This window comes from Niastella populi, assembly GCF_002078015.1.
GTDB classification, from domain to species: domain Bacteria; phylum Bacteroidota; class Bacteroidia; order Chitinophagales; family Chitinophagaceae; genus Niastella; species Niastella populi.
Genome location: NZ_LWBP01000239.1, coordinates 1 through 19,838, shown reverse-complemented (window position 1 = coordinate 19,838; position 19,838 = coordinate 1). Strand labels below are relative to the sequence as shown.

The following is a 19,838-nucleotide window of genomic DNA, read 5'->3' as shown; positions in this document are numbered from 1 at the left end:
CCCGCCTGTTCATAATTTTGGCAATTAATCATTCGCCTCAAAGCGCACCAGCAACAATAAACTATAAACAATAAACCATAAACCAACTAATGAAATCCTCCGCTAATCTCTTCCAGCGTTCTGCCTTTCGTCTCATGCACTCTTGAACGTACAAAGAAATAGCCCAGCACACAAATACCGGCGTACATATAGAACGGACCGTAAGCGCCCAGCTTCTGCGCCAGTACGGGAAAGGTGAACACCAGCACAAAATAAGCGGCCCATAACGCGATCACCGCCACCGTTGTGGCGCGGGCACGAATATGATTGGGAAATATTTCTGCGATCAATACCCAGGTAACCGGCGCCAGTGATGTTGCGTACAATGCAATGGCAATAAGCACAAATACAGATACCAGTGATGCCGCCGCCTGGTTCTTCAACAACAACGCCAACACCACATAGATAACCGACAAACCCGCCGCACCAGCCAACATCAACGGCTTGCGGCCCAGCTTATCAACCTGCCACATGGCTATGATCGTAAACACCAGGTTCACCGCACCAATTGAAACCGTTTCAAACAACTGCTGGTTGAGACTGGCGCCCACCGATTCAAAAATGGTGGAAGTATAATTGAACACCACATTAATACCACAGAACTGTTGAAATACCGCCAGCAAAATACCAACCACTACAGCACCACGTACTGCCGGCGCCCATACGCCGGATGACACCGCGTTCTGTTTGCCGGCTACCAGTGAACGTTTGATATCGTCAACGGTATGTTCTGCAAAATTCGCATCCCCAATTTTACCAAGCACCCGACGCGCCTGTTCCTGCCTGTTTACCTGCATCAGCCAGCGCGGACTTTCCGGCAACCATATAACACCCAATAAAAAGAGCACTGATGGCACCACCCCGAGGCCGAACATCCATCGCCAGGCATTGTCGCCATTATCGGCCAGCATATAATTTACGAGGTTGGTTATTAAGATCCCGATCACAATGGTGAGCTGGTTGATGGCCACATTACGGCCACGCACCGCAGCGGGGGAAATTTCAGCGATATACATCGGACTTAACATGGAAGCCATTCCCACCCCGATGCCGGCTGCAAAACGCATCACGATGAAAACAGTGAGTGAATTGGATAAGGCCATGCCAACCGATGACAAAGCGAATACAATGGCTGCTGTCATCAGTCCGGGCCGGCGGCCGTATTTTTCTGCCAGCGAACCGGCAATAAGACAACCCAGCATACAACCCAATGCCAGTGAACCGGTGAGAAAACCTTCCCACCAGGGGGTTAACCCGAAGGTGGTGCGTAAAAAAGGAAGCGCGCCGGAGATCACCGCAAAATCAAATCCAAACAAATATCCACCCAGGGCACTGATGAATGAAATAGCTACAATATAACCTGAATTAAAACGATGTTGGGTCATGGCAAACAATTGATATGGGGATTATGTATTAAAACTACCGTATTTCTTAAGGTTTGCGCCTTCAATGATATTTTATTAATAAACAGGAAGCAGTTAAAGCAGATGCTATTTTTCATGAATGGCGGCGTTGATGAGCTTATATGAAATAATGTACAAATATGCCGGTTAGCTGTTTGCAGGAAAATAGAGTTTTTTATTGAAATGATGGACAATGTTATTTTCCCGACAATCAATAATCAATTATATTTATAGACAAAACAATCAAACAGCTTGCCATGCCTGTACTTAAAAAGCGAGAAGGCTTTCAGGGTCAGAAATCGATCGTACTGCCCAGGAAGATCATTACCGAGTTCAGCAACAGCAACTCCATTGCGTCGGGCATGTATATTACCGATATCGGCTATTATCCCAAAGCAAAATATCATTACCGGCAGCGCACGCATGGCAGCGATCAGCATATCCTGATCTATTGCCTCGAAGGAAAGGGCAAGGCCCAGGTGCAGAAAAGTAATTATACGTTGCAACCGGGCTCGTTCATCATTATCCCTGCCGGCAGCGCCCACAGTTATTCATCGGCCGAGGAAGATAGCTGGACTATTTACTGGATCCATTTTACCGGTTCGTTGTCAAAAAAGATGGTGGAAACGTTGAAGCAAAAGATCAATGGATATAGCAGCCGGGTGGCATTTAAACAAAAGCGGATCGATCTTTTCGATGATATGTATGCCTGTCTCGAGCGCGGTTACGGGAACGACAACCTCTGTTACGCCAACCTGTGCCTGTATCATTTTTTTTCATCGTTCCTCTATGACGACCAGTTCAACCTGCATGAAAAAACGCATGCCGATGATCCCGTTGAACTAAGCATCAGTTTTATGCAGCAACATATAGCACAGGCACTGTCGCTGGAAGAAATAGCCCGGTCGGTAAACTTTTCAGCGTCGCATTACTCCGCCCTTTTCCGTAAAAAGACGGGATTTGCGCCCATCGAATACTTCAATCACCTGAAGATCCAGCTGGCCTGCCAGTATTTACATTTTACTGAACTAAGAGTAAAAGAAATAGCCGATAAACTGGGTATTGAAGACCCGTACTATTTTTCAAGGCTGTTTACTAAATTAATGGGCATGAGCCCGAATCAGTACCGTAGCAGTAAGACGTAATGATAATTTGCTAATGTGATAATTCGATAATTTGCTAATGTGCTAATTTGCTGATGTGCTAATAGTATACAGGGCAATGTGATAATACGCGGCTTGCCGCAGCGTTTGGATCTCTGCTGTATTCTGTATTTGCTTGCAGCTTACGGCTTACCGCAGCGTTTGGATCTCTGCTGTATTCTGTATTCGCTTGCAGCTTACAGCTTACAGCTTGCAGCTTAAGACCGCAGGCATTAACAAGCCGACCCTGTGTGTCATTTATACAAGATTGATCGAAATCAAAACTTCGCACGCCGTACCCAATCCTGCATCAGGAATCAACAATATTATTATTTTTATACTATACGTTATTGTTAGCTAATTATTACCATTAATAAACGGTGCATAAAGACCGGATTTTCAGAAACCAAAAACCATGACGTTATGGGAAAGTTCATCATTACAAAACGGGTGAGTGGAGAATTCCAGTTTAGTTTAAAAGCCGGCAATGGCGAAACCATCCTCAATAGCGAAGGCTACAGCACAAAATCAAATTGCCAGAACGGCATCGATTCGGTAAAACGCAATGCGGTGGACGATAACAAATACGACCGCAAAATAGCTTCCAACGGAAAACTGTATTTCACCCTGGAAGCGACAAACGGCCAAACCATTGGCATCAGTGAATTATATGAAAATGAAAGCGGCCGCAATAACGGCATCATGTCGGTAAAAACCCATGCGCCAGATGCCGTTATACAGGATGCCACTATCTGATCAACATCGGTAATACAGTTAATCTTTTTGATAGAAAGCGTGCAATTCAACCTGATGCGTTCCTGAAAATGGAACGCATTTTTTATTTATATATACTTAACATGCCCCAATGCTGCGCTTTATACCTCCTGTCGCAATCGCCCCCTTAATTTGTCTCAACAACACCCCGCCCGGGACTGATAATTGCATGAACTTTATACCATAAAGCAAACCAGTTTTTTAATATAAAAATTAAACACTCATGGAAAAGCAGGAATTTAAAATCGCTATTGACGCACCCCGGGAAAAAGTATGGAATGTATTGTGGGGTGATGACTCCTACCGGGCATGGACAGCGCCATTTTCCGAAGGATCACATGCAGTGACCGACTGGAAAAAAGGCAGCAAGGTATTGTTCCTCGATGGCAAGGGCATGGGCATGGTGTCAAAAATAGATGATGCCGTTATGAACGAATACATGAGCTTCGAACACCTCGGCATAGTTAAAGACGGGGTTGAAGATACAACGAGCGATGAAGTAAAAGGCTGGGCCGGCGCACATGAGAACTATACCCTGAAAGAGGTACAGGGAAAAACAGAATTACAGGTGCAGGTAGATATAGATGAAAAACATAAAGACTATTTTGTTGACACCTTTCCCAAAGCATTACAAAAGGTAAAGGAGTTGGCTGAACACTAAAAAGTTATTCAGTTCTGAGTTCGCAGTTGAATTCGCGATTGTATGAGCTAGCCGGCAAACGCGAGACAACTGAACAACTGAACAACTGAATAACTTACAAAAATGGGTCACCGGATTGCGGTGGCCCATTTTTGCTATTAAAGCTGCATTAAAATTAACCTTAATTAACCTGCCGTTCAACCTGGCTACCTATTTTTAAGCCCAGGCACAACCGTCCTTCACATTCTGTCGTCATATAGGCCTGATTTCATTAATTTTATCAAAACCAATATCATGGCTACCTATACGATCACCGTCAACAATCAAAAACGTACTGTTGATGTATTGCCTGATACACCGCTTTTATGGGTCCTGCGCGATGAGCTGAACCTGGTAGGCACCAAGTTTGGCTGCGGAATTGCACAGTGCGGCGCCTGTACGGTACTGATGAACGACAATGCCATCCGCTCCTGCTCCTACCCCGTTTCGGCGGTAGGCACCAACAAGATCACTACTATCGAAGGCTTAAGCGAACAAGGCGACCATCCGGTGCAACAGGCATGGGATGAAATGGATGTGGCCCAATGCGGTTATTGCCAGAGCGGACAGGTAATGGCAGCCGTTGCGCTTTTAAAAAGAAAACCCCACCCTACCGATGAGGACATCAATGCGGCGATGAGTAATATATGCAGATGTGGAACTTATGTGAGGATAAGGAAAGCGATACACCTGGCTGCGCAGAAAAAGTAAGTTGAAAAGTTGACAGGGTTGACAAGTTGATAAAGGCTTCTGATTTATGGGTTCCGATCAATGCCTGGCTCGCCAACCTGTATCACCTGTATCACCTGTATCACCTCTATCAACTTTATCACCTTTATCAACTTGTAAGTTAACCAACGCTCACTTTCAACCATCCACAAATGAAACAAAGTACAACTACAACTAACATATCACGAAGAAACTTCCTGAAAATAACATCCCTCGCCGGAGGCGGTGTGTTGTTTGGTTTTGAGCTGCTGGCCAATGTGGCGCCGGAAGCAGCTGCAGATGCGGCCCCGCTTTTCTCTCCCAATGCCTATCTCTCTATCGATCCCAATGGCATCATAACACTGATGGCCCCTAATCCCGAAATAGGCCAGGGTGTTAAAACGGCGTTGCCCATGCTGCTGGCAGAAGAGCTGGATGTAGACTGGAACAAGGTGGTGATCACCCAGGCGGCTTTCGATAAAGAGAAATACGGCAACCAGTCGGCAGGTGGAAGCGGCGCTATCCGCGGCCGGTATGAACCCATAAGAAAGGCCGGCGCAGTTGCCCGCCAGATGCTGATCGCTGCGGCAGCGCAAACCTGGAGTGTACCCGAAGCCGAATGCGCAACTGAAAATGGGTTCGTGCTCCATAAAACAAGCGGCAAAAAACTCGGTTATGGCGAGCTGGCCACCAAATCGGCCTCCATGCCGGTTCCGCAAAATATAAAACTGAAAGACCCGAAAGATTTTAAGATCATCGGGAAACGCATAAAGAATATCGACAACCATGGTATTCTTACCGGAAAGCCATTATTTGGCATCGATACCCGGCGTGAAGGCATGCTTTATTGTATGGTATCGCGGCCCCCGGCTTTCGGCAAGAAACTGAAATCGTTCGACGATACCGAAGCCCGCAAAGTGCCGGGCGTCAAAAACGTCGTTCGCACCGAAAACGTGGTGGCGGTTTTAGCCACCAATACCTGGGCGGCGAAAAAAGGCCGTGATGCATTGAAGGTAGAATGGGAAGAGGTGAGTAAACCCGAAAGCACTACAGATCATCTTGCCGCCTTTAAAGATCTCATATTGCAAAAAAGCGAGAAACCCGACCGCAACGACGGCGATGCCGAAAAAGCATTGGGCGGCGCAAAGAAAGTGCTCGAAAGCGTTTATGAAGTGCCGGTGCTGAGCCACGCGCCCATGGAGCCCATCAACTTTTTTGCCGATGTACGTGATGGCAAAGCCGAGTTGTACGGACCAACCCAGGTACCCGGCAGGGCCATAAGCGATGTGGCCAAAGCATTGGGAATTGCCGAAGCCAATATTACGCTTGGCCTTCCCCGGCAGGGCGGCGGTTTTGGCAGAAAACTGCGAAGCGACAATGTGGTGGAAGCCGCACTGATCTCGTCCGCGGCCAAAGCGCCTGTACAAATGTTGTGGACGCGTGAAGATGACATGCAGGGCGATTTTTACCGGCCCTCCAGTATGTTCCGTTACCGCGCCGCTATCAATAACAACAACGAACTCGATGGCTGGTACCTCACGGCCGTGGCATTGAACGGCCGCGCCGCGGCAGTGGATAATTTCCCAGCCGGCGCACTGCCCAATTACCGGGTCGACGGGCATAGCCTTCCTACCAATATACAAACCGGTCCCTGGCGTGCCCCAACACATAATGCCGTGGGTTTTGCCGAACAAAGTTTTCTCGATGAAATTGCCCATGCGCTTAAAAAAGATCCCATTGCTTTCCGGCTCGAACTGCTTGAAAAAGCGAAAAGCAATCCAACAGGCAAAGTGAATTATGATGTTGAAAAATTCAAAGGCGTAATTAACCTCGTGAAGCAAATGAGCAACTGGGACAAGAACACCCCGGGCAGGTTCAAAGGCTTTGCAGCATATTATTCATTCAGCACGTACGTAGCCGAAGTAGCCGAGATCTCTATAGTGAATGGTAAACCCAAAGTGCATAAAGTATATGCAGCCGTCAATTGCGGACAGGTGGTGAACCTCAGCGGCGCCGAAAACCAGGTGCAGGGCGCTATCGTAGATGGATTGGGCCACGCCTGGTTCACCGAACTTACCTTCGATAAAGGCGCTGTACAACAAAAGAATTTCAACACCTATAAAATGATGCGCATGCAGGATGCACCGCTCGATGTGGAAGTACAGTTCGTTACCACGAACGATGCGCCTACCGGTTTGGGCGAACCAGCCCTTCCGCCAATCGCCGGCGTGGTATGCAATGCCATCTTTGCCGCAACGGGTAAGCGAATACGAAAGCTGCCTTTTGGCAACGAACTTAAAGCCTGATAATACTTCAGTTGTTCAGTTATTCAGTTATTCAGTTGTTCAGTTATTCAGTTGTTCAGTTATTCAGTTGTTCAGTTATTCAGTTGGCGCGCGATTAATAGCGAACTCGTGAACTCAATAACTCATGAACTCAATAACTGAATAACTTTTTTACTTCGTCACCACCCTTCATCGTCGCAATAGGCGCGGGTCCATAAGGTAACGTGCAACAATACGGCTTTGCACCAGGCTTTGTGCATTTTTTCTATAACACCGAGACTATGCCCTTTCTTAGCCAGAAATGGTTTTATGGTATCATTCACCACAGCGGTAAAAGCAATGACATAGCGCATAGGAATATGTGGCGGCGCCTCCACCGCATCGGTTTTATTCTTCTTCGTATACATATGCCGTAAGCCTATCTCATGCTGGTAATTCAACCACTCCTGGTCATACGGTTTAAAACATACATCGAGGATCCATTGTTTGAACCGCTCCTTTACTTTGGCTTTATACTCCTCATCGACATTACCCTGCTTGTCTTTAAAATAGTAAGCCAGATGCGGCATGGAACTTATAACGCCCCGCCAGAGATTTACGAGCGAATCGGTTTGATCTTCCAGTACATCGCCCGCCATGCGTAAATATCTCGAGTCTTCTGAATCTAAGGTTATCGTTTGTTTCAACAGATCCAGGTCTTTCATAGTAACCGGTGAGGTGGCCAATTCTTGAGCACCATAGCTATACCCGGCAATATTGTCCACTACAGTTTGCATAACTAATTGTTTTTATTCATATTAAATAAACTCAGAAAAAAACGTACCAGCCGGTTGGTAAATCGCGGCAGGGAAAAAAATACACGTCCCGCAGCCAATCGGCAATTGGCAATTGGCAATACACAATTAGCTGCAGGGCAATTGGCAGGAAGGCAGGGCCATGCCGTTTCCAGGCAACGATAAACAGCGCTCAAAGGTAAATAGTACCACTAAAAGAGTAAATTCTGCCACTATTATGGTACCGGATCGTTGTAATTTTGGGTACTCAAATGAAAAAAGCCATCCCCTTATACGACATATGTACTATCGACCGCAGCGTTCACCACGACCTGCTGATTGAACCGCTGGCCACGTATCTCGATAAGCATTACGCCAACCTGCACAAAGCCCACCGGCATACCTTCTATCACCTGGTGCTGTTCACTAAAGGGAAAGGCACACACACCATCGATTTCAGCCAGTTCAGGGTAAAGCCGTACCAGATCTATTTTATGGCGCCCGGGCAGGTACATAGCTGGCATTTTGAAACTGCGATGGAAGGATACATCGTTCATTTCAATGCCGAACTTTTCAGCACGTTCCTGCAGCGGCCCGATCATATTCAGCAGTTCCCGTTCTTTAACGGCAACAGCGAGAACGGCGTTTATAATATACCGGTTGACCTGCAAACGAAAGTGAGCAGCCTGTTTACATCCATTTTGAAGGAAATGGATAACAGCCAGCGCAGCCTCGATATGATAAGGGTGCTGCTACTTGAACTGTTCATTCATATCGATCGACGCTGCGTGAATGAAAGAACGAAAAACATTCCCCAGCAAAAGCTGCTTACCCTTAACCAGTTCAAACAACTGATAGAAAAACACTTTCGCCTGTTGCGGCTACCAAAGGAGTATGCCGAGCTGATGTACATCACGCCGAACTATTTAAATGCATTGTGCAAAGATGTAATGGGAAAAAGCGCAGGCGAAATGATCCGCGACCGTATTCTGCTTGAAGCAAAACGGTTTTTGACCAATGCCGATATGGACATAAGCGAGATCTCGTATGAACTGAACTTCCAGGACAACTCCTACTTCTCCCGGTTCTTCAGGAAAAGTACCGGCATAACGCCGGAAGCCTTTAGAAAAAAAATAACCCAATAAACGTTAGTATATGAGCACAAAAGACGCCTCAAAACCGAATATGGTTTTAAGTGTACTGCATAACAATTGTCCGCGCTGCAGAAGAGGAAAGCTGTTTACGAACAGCAATCCATACAAACTGAACGAAATGTTGAAAATGAATGAGCAATGCCCGGTATGCGGACAAGCTACCAATATGGAGCCTGGTTTTTATTATGGCACCAGCTATGTTAGTTACGCACTTGCCATTGCCGTAAGCGTTGCCACCCTGGTAGCCTGGTGGGTACTTATAGGGTTCTCGCTGCATGACAACCGTTTCTTCTGGTGGATGGGCACCAACGCAATTATCCTGATTGCGATCCAGCCCCTGTTGATGCGATTGTCCCGAACGATCTGGCTTTCGTTCTTTATCTCCTACAGCCCGCGCTGGAACGAAGGCGATGTGGTAATGCCCGAAAGAACAAATGACGGGTTAAAGAATGCGTGGTGATCTACCACACATTCCGCGGACAGGTATCGCCATAGCGGTTACCAATGAGAAAACCGATCATAAGTTCATGGGTTCCTCTGCTGTAGGTGCGCAGATCGGTCTTTGTAAAATCATAGGCATATCCAATGTTAAACGTATTGCCCACATTCAAACCGAGCATGGCGGCATAGCCGTCGAACTGGCGATAACTTCCTCCTACCCATAACAGGTCGCGGTACTGTAATTTTACATTTGCTTCGGCCTGGTAATCGTTCTTAAACGCGCCATTGATATATTTCACCATTACAGAAGGAAGCGCGTTGATGTCTTCATTCAGCAGGAACCGGTAACCGGCCGTTATAAAAAGATGGGGTACCAGTTTGCCGGTCGATTTAAAAGTGGCATCATCAACAAAGGCCAGCTTTTGCGGCACCAGTTGCTGGGCCGATAATCCTACAAAATAATCAGCAGCATATAACCAAAGCCCGGCAGAAAAGTCGGGCTTTAACTTTCGCAGTTCTTTGGCTACCGCACCGCCAACAGCGGGGTCAGCCGGGTCGGAACCGAAAAAAGCTTTACCATTGGTATTCAGGCCAACGGAAGTAATGCCGCCGGCAAAACCGGCCGCGAGGCTCGTTCGTGCACTTAAGCCTATATGATAGGCATAACTTACGTTGGCGGTGAACCGGTTGAAATTGCCGGTGCGGTCGTTTATTACACTCATACCCACCCCATGGTGCGGTTCGGAAGCCGTGTAAGATTCCCAGTAAGCGCTGCCGCGTGGATTTTCACCGGGAACTTCAAACGAAGTGGCCGTTGTTTTCAGATCTTTTTTACCCAATGGCATATGCGCGGTTACATAGGCAGTACGCGGTGCACCGCTCATACCCACCCACTGGTCGCGACCGCTTATTTTTACATCGGTATAATTTTCTATTCCCGTAAGAGCGGGATTTAGAATGTAGTTATTGAGAATGTACTGGGTATAGTGCGCCCTTTGTTGTGCTGAAACAACATAGCTTACATACATACCCGCCGCAAACAACAATATTTTCTTCATTGTATATCGTTATTAATATCTTATTACCTGATGATGTCAATATAACCCGTAACCGGTTTTTCTCCGTTCTTCGGATCGATAATATAATAGTAGGTACCCACCGGCATTTCCTTACCATTCACTTTACCATCCCATGGCGTATAATTGGTCATTTTAAATACAGCCTGTCCGTACCGGTTGTACACCTGAACTACATTGCCCGGGAAATTTTGCAGGTTTTCTATCACCCACCGGTCGTGAATACCATCGCCGTTGGGCGAAAATATATTTGGAATGATAAGTGTTTGCTGAAGTACGCGGGTAGTAAACCTTGTTGAACATCCCGACGGATGGGTGACCAGCACCTGGTAAGCGGCGTTCGCTTTCACCACGATCGTTGACGTGGTTTCGCCTGTGCTCCAGGCATACGTATACCCTGTGCCTGCAGGCCCATTCAATTGTATACCGCTTGCAACGCCCGGAGTGTTTACTATCCCCGGCCCTACTTGTGTTTGCGTAATGCTGCCTGCAGGTTCCGGCAATACGGTAAGTTGTCCATTTACATAATTGAATGTATAGTTGCCCGAAACGCCCCCCTGCGGTGTCAATGGATAATTACCGGCCCTGATATAACGTGGAATATTTACACCAGGCCGGCTGGTAAGCGCTGAAGCGTTATCACCATTTTTGAAACCTGAATACATTACCGGAACAGCAGCGAGCGCGTCGCTTAAACAAATGGTTGTATCCACCGCGGTAACGGTAAGCACCGCCTTATTGATAATAAGATCAGCACCGGCATACACCAGCGTATAGTTACTGCTTAAAGCGAGCGTGTTTTGACCGATGGCATAGGCGCCCGCATTTTCGCCCGGTAACCGGCTGATCGATCCGGTGAATACATCGGTTCCCACCAATGCAGGCGCATAGGTATAGGTAAATACGGGATCAGGATCACCATAGATCTTTGTTTGCGCGTCGGCCGTTACGATTATTGTTTTGGGCGTAATGGTAAAATCATTGCCAATGTATACAAGTGTATAGTTGGCGCTCAACGCCAGCGTATGTTGATCGATGGGATAAACGCCCGTATTCTCCCCGGCCGTACGTAAAAGCGAACCGGTGAAAACATCGGCCCCGATCAATGCCGGCGCGAAGGTATAGGTCAGCGCCGGATCGGCATCGCCATAGACCTTTGTTTTGGCTTCGACGGTTACCGTTATCGTTTTTGCGGTAATGGTGAAATTGTTACCTGTAAATGCGAGGGTATAATTACTGTTCAACGCAAGGGTACCCTGGTTAATGGCATAGGGGCCCACGTTTTCCCCGGCGGTTCGTAACAGTGAACCGGAGAATGCATCGCCGCCCACCAGTGCCGGCGTGTACGTATACGTCAGTGCCGGATCGGCATCGCCATAGGTTTTTGTTTTGGCATCAACGGTTACCGTTATCGTTTTTGGCGTAATGGTCAGGGTGTTACCTATATATGCCAGGGTGTAATTACTGCTCAATGCAAGCGTTCCCTGGTTAATGGCATAGGGGCCCACATTCTCACCGGCGTTTCGCAACAGGGAACCCGTGAATGTATCGGCGCCCACCAGTGCAGGCGCATAGGTATAAGTAAGCGCCGGGTCTGCATCACCGTATACTTTTGTTTTGGCGTCAACGGTTACGGTTATTGTTTTAGCAGTTATGGTTAAATTATTTCCATTGTAAGTTGTGGTATAATTGCCGCTCAACGCAAGGCTTCCCTGGCTGATGGCATACACGCCTGCATCCTCGCCGGCAGCGCGGGTCAACGCACCGGTGAACACATCGCCCGGCGCAATTGCGGGAGAAACGGTATAGGTAAGTGCCGGATCGGCATCGCCATACACTTTCGTTTGCGCATCGGCTGTTATAGCAACCGCTAACGGCGTAATATCACCTATGGCGGCGCTTACATCAGCTGTATTGGATATTACATAATTGGCGGCGGTAGTACCGGTTAAACTGATATTTGCCAGGGGCACCGTTACAGGCTTACCTGTACCAACATCTTTTGTATCATATAAAGCGGTAGTGCTGCTTAAAGCCATCGCCACGTCATCGGCGCCTGCCACATCGCCCACAGCAAACTGCAGGTTGGCAGTACTGATGGTTGCATTGGCATTGCCATCATATACTTTTGAAACCGGGGCAATAAGGCTCACCGTCACCTGTTTTGGATTTACGGTCAGGGTTACCGTAACATCGGGCGTACCGTTGATGGTATGCGCGGTAACTGTTGTGGCGCCGGCTTTCAGAATATGCAGGTTACCGCTTACTATAGAAGCGATGGTATTATCGGCAATAGTGAACGTTGTGGGCAGGCCCGAACAATTGGTGAAATTGGGTATAGGCGCATCGGCATCGCCATAGGTTTTCACCACATCGGTGAAAGCCAGCGGTGTTACCGGCGTTTGCAGTTCATAGGCGCCCATATCTACAACTGTATTGAATACCCGCGCATTGCCTGCGATATCGAGGGGTTCGGTGACCATTGTATTATCACCCATATTGGCTGCGGGGCTGCAGGGTGTCAGTTGCAAACCATCATCGGCCGTTCCCCAAACGCCATCGGCGCCAATTGGGTTACCGGCATTTACAAACTGTGGGTCGAGATCGAGATTGGGCAATGCAGGCGCCGTTCCCTCTATGAGTGAGTGATCGTTATTGAACGTGCCGAGGTTATGTAGCTGGCCTGCCGGGTTACCCCAGGCAATACTGTTATTAAAGTAACACGTTGCACCGGCCAAAATACTAATTCCGTTTGCATTGGGCTTAGTGGTGCTTTGTGTAGTGTTACCTAATAATGTGTTGTTATAAAAATACACTGTACCACCATAGGCCATAACAGCGCCGCCACCGTCGCCGGCCGTCCCACCGGCTGTATTGTTAGTGAAAACACTGTTATAAAGATATACGGACCCTGAGTTGATTTGAAAGGCGCCGCCGCCGGCATTCGCCACAGCATTCAAACACACATTGCTATCAAAGACCCCGTAATTGATTCTTGCAACAGAATTGCTATTGTTATAAATAACACCGCCGCCACTGAGAGCGCTATTGGCAGTAAAAATGCATTTCGTAATAATTACATCGGTTGTGTTTCTGTTATACATAGCGCCGCCATATGCAGCACCGGAACCAGTAGGTGTCGTGGCTTTATTGCCGGTAAAACTGCAGTTGATAAATACAGGCCGGGAAGCGGCTTCCTGGGTAAATACCGCACCACCGGCGCTATTGGCCACATTTCCGGTAAACCGGCAATCCGTAACGTAAGGACCGGCCGAGTGATCATTCGCCAGGGCGCCCCCGAAGGTATAGGTACGGTTATTCCTGAACTCACAGTTCTGAATATACGGGGAAGAGAAAACCAGTTCTATTCCGCCACCCAATATTCTTGCGGTACCTGCCAAAAACGTCAGGTTACGCAAGGCGGTTTTCTGGCCATTCTGATTGTACTGCATATATAATCCGGCGCCATGGCCCTGGTATAAATTCTGAGCTCCATACATAACCAGTCCGCCGCCGTCGGCATTTCCCTTTGTAAAAGTGAAGCCGTCAATTACGATGCTATCGGCAGCGGCGGGAACGTCCACAATCACCATTAAGTGATAGCTATTATCGATACTATCGTTCGCTGCACCTATATCGCCGCTTAACACTGTGGGATTGGCTGTTACATCCCGGGCGCCGCCGCCATTGGGGTAACCACCGAAAAATTTCAATTTGCCACGTTGGATAAGAAAGCTGCTGTCCCTGTTGGTTCCATTCTGTGCACCTGTGGGATAATAGGTACCTTTTGCCACCAGGATGCTATCGACGTAATTATAGGTTTTTGCTATTTTCAAAGCGGCCGACAATGTTTGTAAAGAATTCGTCCAGGCATCGCCGCAATTGGCGTCGTTACCATTCAACGCATCAACATACAATACATTGTTCACCGGTTTTACCGTTACGGTGTATGTTACCGGTGTACCCGCACAACCATTGGCGGTTGGGGTAATGGTATAAACAGCCGTACCAGGTGTAGTGCCGGTTGCCGTAAGCGTTTGCACAATGGAAGCACCGGCACCGCCCGAAGCGCCGGTAACACCGGTTTGCACTACCGTCCAGCTATACGTGGTTCCCGTAATACTCGAAGCAGGCGTTATATTGGTAGTACCCCCATTGCAAATGGTTACACCTGCGGGCAGTGTGGCTACCGGCAATGGCTTTACCGTAAAGGAAACGCTGCGCGTTGCCGTTACACCACAGGCATCGGTTGCTCTTGCATACAGGGTATGGTTCCCCGACGATAACGCAGATCCCGTAACAATACTGTTCCCGGTTCCTAAAGAAGGGGTACCGGTATTGCTGTAACTCCAGTTCACAGCCGAATATGGACCAACCCCATTTGAAACAGTTGTACTGAACGTACCATTCTGTCCCTGGCAAAAGGTTGTAGCGCTGGCTGCAATAGTAGCTACTTCCACAGTATAACCTGTTATCCTGGCCGAAAGCGGGTTAACGAGGCCAATACAGGAATTATCGCAACCGACAGGCCCAACGCATCCACGAAATAACCTGAAATTTACATTTATTGGCGCCGGTGTACAGGAAGGCGCCGGCAAACAACCGTATAAAGTAGGTTCATCATAAAAGCCTGCCAACATAGTTCCGGGCCCCGTAACACCGTTAGCCTGCCAGATATCTGCCGGCCCGGGGCCCGGACTGTAACAGGTACCAATAGACAGCGAGTACGCAAAATTTTCGCGGCCACAGGGGGCTGTTGCCACTGCATATACCTCCGATGCAACCGAAGTAACGGTGGAATTGACCGGCGGAGTAACTGCTATGGTATAATCGCAGGAATTGGTAAATCCACAAGTGGCATTGAACATGGTACCAACGGCAGATTGCGCCAGTGTGCCGGAACTTTGCACCAGGGGATCTATGATCACATCACCCGATTGCAGGTTGGCCACGATATAATCGACTGGCACCACAACCGCCAGTTTATTACCTGAAATATGATATGGAAAATTTGAAACAAAAGACGGACTGTTTTTAGCATATCCAAATGCCGGCGCAATTTTTATGGCGGCGGTTTCATGACCCACGTCGGCATACACATCTTCGGCCCTATTCCGGCTGTTATCCTTATCCCTGAAATAAAGACCTGCGCCGCGCAGGCCCTTAAATGAATCTTCGAAGTATAACTCCCCGTATTGGGAAAAATCGAGCCGGTGAACGATAAAACTGGTTTTTATACCGCCCCTGCTTACCCGCATTTCCGCATCGATACCAGGAAAGATATCTATGATGCGGATCCCATCTGCGCCTATAGTATAATTGTTCCAGTTGGCCTTAGCCAGGGCGGTTTTATCATTACCATTTATTCCATACAACGTCCAGTCGTTAAACTGCGCTTTACCCGTGGCATTGTACAGGTAGGTATTTTTATCCTTTACATGAATACCTACAGGGTCCCACTGATCGGTCGCCTCATATACCCCGTTATCAATGGGCCGAAGCGCTGCATCGACAGGGATCCATTCCCCGTTTCGTTGAAAGTTGACCGGATACAATGACTTAACGAGACTGTAACCCGCCGGGTTGGCCGGGTTACGGTAAAAACTTTCATAGGCATTTCGTTTGCCTATCACTTCAGCATATTTTACTGTATCGTTTGGGAACACCTTATAATTCGATCGTTCGGTATACGGTTGGCCGGGATTGAACTGTTCCCATACTGTAACAGGTATTTTTTCATGAACGGGAAAGCTGGTAAAATTTGGTTCCACAACGCCTGCCGGCCTATACATTTTACCGCCGGGTTGCCGGTGTTGCCCGGCAGCAGGCTCACAAAAGGGTAACAGCAGAAGAAGGACATTAATTAATAGGCGTAATGTAGGGTTCATGATCTATTACAGGGTTAAATATAAAATGGGAAGGGCTTTGCAGACCCGATCGCTCAGATCCACTTCAACGGCAGCCGCAAGGCTTTACCGATGCTTTACAAAAGCAATAGCATGAATACAGGGGGAATTCCTGTCACAAAATACACGCACTAGCAGGGGGAATTCGTCTGTAGAGGCACAGTAAATAAAACCTGTTTATTTACTGCAAGCTGAATATTGCAAACGTTCATGATGCAAACAGCTGTTTGTAAAGATTTCTTTCATGATAACAGGGGTTGAAAAAGTTTTCAATAGATCCGCGTATCGAACGATGCGAAAGTACAATCGTAGCATTGTATATACGAGAAATCGTATGTGAACTACGGGAATTTGTATGTAAAAATTGTGGCGTCAAAAGCGAAAATCGCGACAATTCATTGGGAAAAACAATCGTACCATACTAGAAACCATTAAATTAACAACTATCACATCTACCAGCCCCGTTTTTCGATGTTCCTGACATTGCCGATGTTTTTGATCATCGGCAAGTACTTTATCCGGTGCTATTCTACAAAACAAGGATGCAGCGTTAATAGAATCCGGCAACAGTACGGCTTCTCTGGCATCTTGTATAAGAACTGCCGGCTTAAGGAAAGAACAAGTTTATGGCTGATAAATACGCAAAAAGTACGTTTTCAAAGTACCATGCTCACCGTATAATCACAAAGGTGCTTTAACCCATTTTTTGTAGAACTTCACATCCACCTCCATACGCGGAAAGCTAACCGGTAATTCGGGAACGGTTATTTCCTCAAAACCGTTCTTTTCATAAAAGCGATGCGCGGCGAGAAATGCTGTGGTAGTGCCAAGATATATTTCAGTATACGATTTTTGTTGCGCCCAACTGATCAATGTATTCAGCAGTAGTTGACCGGTACCATGAATTTTTCCCCGGTATTCTTTATGTACGAACATTTTTCTTAAAGCGCCCTTATGGTCGCCTATGTCAAGTAAAGCAATAGTACCAACTACACTGTCACCGGCCAGGGCCAGCCAGAAGTTGCCATTGTCTTTTTGGTAGAAGGCGGGGATCTGTTGCAGATCGGGTTGATCGGCAGGCGTTATGGGAATATTGAACTCTTCCCGTTGAATAGGTACAATAAGTTCGATGACCTGCCGTTTGTAAATAGCTGTATAAGGTTCTATTCTGATCTGCATGATACGGCAAATATACGCATCTGTGTCTTTAAACTCCTGTAACTCAATTTTGGAGGTTTCAATTAATATAAAATGCGGGTATCATTAAACTTTTTCAAATATTAGTCATCTTATAGCAAACTAACTGAATGAACTACCTTAAATCCTGTTTGTTACTAATGCTACCCACCATTTTTGCATGTAACAAAAAATCCGACGATACCCAAACACCGCCATCTTCAATGTATTTTCCTTCAAATACAGAAACTACCTGGGAAACAGTTACGCCTTCCAGTCTGGGCTGGAATCAAAGTGCGGTTCAACCTTTAAAAGATTATCTTATTCAAAAGAATACCAAATCGTTTATGATCCTTGTAAACGGAAGGATCGTGATGGAAGAGTATTTTAATGGGCATACATCCACTTCATCCTGGCAATGGAACAGCGCCGGTAAAACATTGACAACCGCCATCACAGGAATAGCGCAGCAGGAGGGATTATTAAATATTAACAATAAAGTATCTCAATATTTAGGCACGGGCTGGACGAGCGAGCCAATTGAAAAAGAAGATCTGATCACATCAAAACACCTTCTTACAATGACTTCTGGCATCAATGATGCGAGTGAGTTGGTAATAAAATCGAATTTAACTTACCTGGCAGATGCCGGAACAAGGTGGTCGTACCATAATGTATTTCAAAAACTGATGGATGTCGTTGCAGCCGCAGCCAATCAAAATTTTGAATCTTATTTCAACTCAAAACTGAAGAGTAAGATAGGAATGGATGGATTCTGGAACAACGGTCTTATATTCAAAGTATATCATAGCAATACCCGTAGTATGGCCAGGTTTGGATTACTGGCACTTAACAAAGGGAAATGGAACAACGAACAAATTGTAAATGAAACCTTTTTTACAGAAAGCATCAACACCTCACAAAACATAAACCCGTCATACGGATATTTGTGGTGGTTAAATGGGAAAACCAGTTTTATGATCCCAGGCGGTCAAACTGTGTACCAGGGATCGTTGGTGCCCAATGCCCCGGCAGATATGTATGCAGCAATGGGTGCTGAAGACCAGCGTATTTATGTAATACCAGGTAAAAATATGGTAGTTATCAGAATGGGAGACGCATCGGATCCATCAAACCCCAGCTTTGCCGTTTCCGGGTTCGACAATGCCCTTTGGGAAAAGATAAATGCCGTGATCAACTAAATTACAAATGGGTTCTACCACGATCAAATTTACCATTTCAGATTAGATTTGTTCAATAATCCCACCACGGTGGGATCAAAGAAGCGTTAAAGCGCGGCCCATCCGTTTAACGCATGGTCAAGGCCCTAACAAGAAAAATAAAAAGGAAGACCCAAAAACTTTTCCTGTTTTACGTGACATGCAACCGGAATCCGGTATCTAACCGGTCTTGTGCCGGTATTACTGCCGACTTTGTTCGGACTTTCTTCGCATTTCTGCTGAGTACACCCGAACATTCCCCCGGAAAGTCCGAACAACATCCGAACAACGTCCGACATAATACCCTCCTGATACCGGCACTATCCCGGAAAAACACCCCATTTTACCATGACCATTCAAGACACATGTAGACCACAGTAGACATATATAGTATAATGTAGACGCACATAGAACAACCTGGGATAACATAAGACAAGATAGAACATGTTATGATGGTATAGACATGCCCGTGATCTAATCTACGAAAATCCATCTTACTTTTATATTGCACAAGGCAACCGATCAAATATCGGTTATGGTCACTCGTTTGATGCAGGTCTTTTTCATTAATACTTAAAATCGATTCTTTATGGGCAAAATGAAAAACGGTATCCTGGATGCATTTTCAGGCACCATCGGAAGAGTGGTTGGTACATTGTGGCGCGGAGTGGTGATAATGCGCAGCAAGGCACATTCCCTCAAAAAAGCCGATACGCCAAAACAGCAGGAGCAAAAAGCAAAGTTTAAAATTGCTGCTGACTTTACACAAACCATATATGATCTGTTGATCGCTGGTTTCAGGGATCAGGCTGTTCAGATGACGGGGGTAAACTGTGGTTTGTCGCTGATATTAACAGAAGCCATCGACGGCGCCTATCCCGATTTCCCGGAGTGACCCGGGGGCGCATTTTTACAAAAGGATCCTCGTCAATTACAACCGCAAATTGGCAGTTTGCTGGAAGCCGATTAGCTTCAATTCCTCAGCGGTGCGATTAAAACTGGGAAAAGCTGGATAAAGTATTTGTGTATGCAGGGTTTCAATTCCTCTATGGTGCGATTATA

Annotated in this window: 14 protein-coding genes; 9 read left to right on the top strand and 5 right to left on the bottom strand. The window is 46.7% G+C overall.

What is annotated here, in order from left to right; translation table 11 throughout:
- Positions 1 to 86 precede the first annotated feature (86 nt).
- On the bottom strand, positions 87 to 1,424 hold the full coding sequence (locus A4R26_RS30855) for a sugar porter family MFS transporter (RefSeq protein WP_081170439.1): 1,338 nt from the start codon (positions 1,422 to 1,424) through the stop codon (positions 87 to 89).
- Positions 1,425 to 1,699: 275 nt separating this feature from the next.
- Between A4R26_RS30855 and A4R26_RS30850 the strand changes: the two genes are divergently transcribed.
- From A4R26_RS30850 to A4R26_RS30830, 5 genes are all read left to right on the top strand, one after another.
- Positions 1,700 to 2,587 (top strand): AraC family transcriptional regulator, encoded by an 888-nt coding sequence (locus A4R26_RS30850; protein ID WP_081170437.1) that lies wholly within the window; start codon positions 1,700 to 1,702, stop codon positions 2,585 to 2,587.
- 420 nt (positions 2,588 to 3,007) lie between these two features.
- Positions 3,008 to 3,340, top strand: coding sequence for a YegP family protein (locus tag A4R26_RS30845; protein ID WP_081170435.1), 333 nt, complete (start codon positions 3,008 to 3,010; stop codon positions 3,338 to 3,340).
- 241 nt (positions 3,341 to 3,581) lie between these two features.
- The gene (locus tag A4R26_RS30840; RefSeq protein ID WP_081170433.1) at positions 3,582 to 4,019 is read left to right on the top strand and encodes an SRPBCC domain-containing protein; all 438 of its coding nucleotides are present in this window, start codon (positions 3,582 to 3,584) and stop codon (positions 4,017 to 4,019) included.
- 273 nt (positions 4,020 to 4,292) lie between these two features.
- The gene (locus tag A4R26_RS30835) at positions 4,293 to 4,748 is read left to right on the top strand and encodes a (2Fe-2S)-binding protein (protein ID WP_081170431.1); all 456 of its coding nucleotides are present in this window, start codon (positions 4,293 to 4,295) and stop codon (positions 4,746 to 4,748) included.
- Between the two features lie 170 nt (positions 4,749 to 4,918).
- Entirely contained in the window at positions 4,919 to 7,051 is a 2,133-nt protein-coding gene (locus A4R26_RS30830) for a xanthine dehydrogenase family protein molybdopterin-binding subunit (protein ID WP_081170429.1), read from the top strand.
- Positions 7,052 to 7,209: 158 nt separating this feature from the next.
- On the opposite strand, the gene A4R26_RS30825 is transcribed toward A4R26_RS30830, so the two are convergent.
- Positions 7,210 to 7,806 carry a protoglobin domain-containing protein gene (locus tag A4R26_RS30825; RefSeq protein ID WP_081170427.1) on the bottom strand — a complete coding sequence of 199 codons (597 nt, stop codon included), beginning with the start codon at positions 7,804 to 7,806 and terminating at the stop codon, positions 7,210 to 7,212.
- Positions 7,807 to 8,075: 269 nt separating this feature from the next.
- Between A4R26_RS30825 and A4R26_RS30820 the strand changes: the two genes are divergently transcribed.
- Together A4R26_RS30820 and A4R26_RS30815 are read left to right on the top strand one after the other, a co-directional pair.
- Positions 8,076 to 8,948 carry a helix-turn-helix domain-containing protein gene (locus tag A4R26_RS30820; RefSeq protein ID WP_081170425.1) on the top strand — a complete coding sequence of 291 codons (873 nt, stop codon included), beginning with the start codon at positions 8,076 to 8,078 and terminating at the stop codon, positions 8,946 to 8,948.
- Positions 8,949 to 8,958: 10 nt separating this feature from the next.
- On the top strand, positions 8,959 to 9,417 hold the full coding sequence (locus A4R26_RS30815; protein ID WP_081170423.1) for a DUF983 domain-containing protein: 459 nt from the start codon (positions 8,959 to 8,961) through the stop codon (positions 9,415 to 9,417).
- A 1-nt stretch (position 9,418) separates the two neighbouring features.
- On the opposite strand, the gene A4R26_RS30810 is transcribed toward A4R26_RS30815, so the two are convergent.
- From A4R26_RS30810 to A4R26_RS30795, 3 genes are all read right to left on the bottom strand, one after another.
- Positions 9,419 to 10,456: a PorP/SprF family type IX secretion system membrane protein gene (locus A4R26_RS30810; RefSeq protein WP_081170421.1), complete on the bottom strand. Its 1,038-nt coding sequence runs from the start codon at positions 10,454 to 10,456 to the stop codon at positions 9,419 to 9,421.
- A 23-nt stretch (positions 10,457 to 10,479) separates the two neighbouring features.
- Positions 10,480 to 16,266, bottom strand: coding sequence for an MBG domain-containing protein (locus A4R26_RS30805; protein WP_165760478.1), 5,787 nt, complete (start codon positions 16,264 to 16,266; stop codon positions 10,480 to 10,482).
- 795 nt (positions 16,267 to 17,061) lie between these two features.
- The gene (locus A4R26_RS30795; RefSeq protein ID WP_081170415.1) at positions 17,062 to 17,559 is read right to left on the bottom strand and encodes a GNAT family N-acetyltransferase; all 498 of its coding nucleotides are present in this window, start codon (positions 17,557 to 17,559) and stop codon (positions 17,062 to 17,064) included.
- Between the two features lie 128 nt (positions 17,560 to 17,687).
- Between A4R26_RS30795 and A4R26_RS30790 the strand changes: the two genes are divergently transcribed.
- Positions 17,688 to 18,758, top strand: coding sequence for a serine hydrolase domain-containing protein (locus A4R26_RS30790; protein WP_081170413.1), 1,071 nt, complete (start codon positions 17,688 to 17,690; stop codon positions 18,756 to 18,758).
- 607 nt (positions 18,759 to 19,365) lie between these two features.
- Positions 19,366 to 19,671 carry a DUF6266 family protein gene (locus tag A4R26_RS30785; protein ID WP_081170411.1) on the top strand — a complete coding sequence of 102 codons (306 nt, stop codon included), beginning with the start codon at positions 19,366 to 19,368 and terminating at the stop codon, positions 19,669 to 19,671.
- Positions 19,672 to 19,838 lie beyond the last annotated feature (167 nt).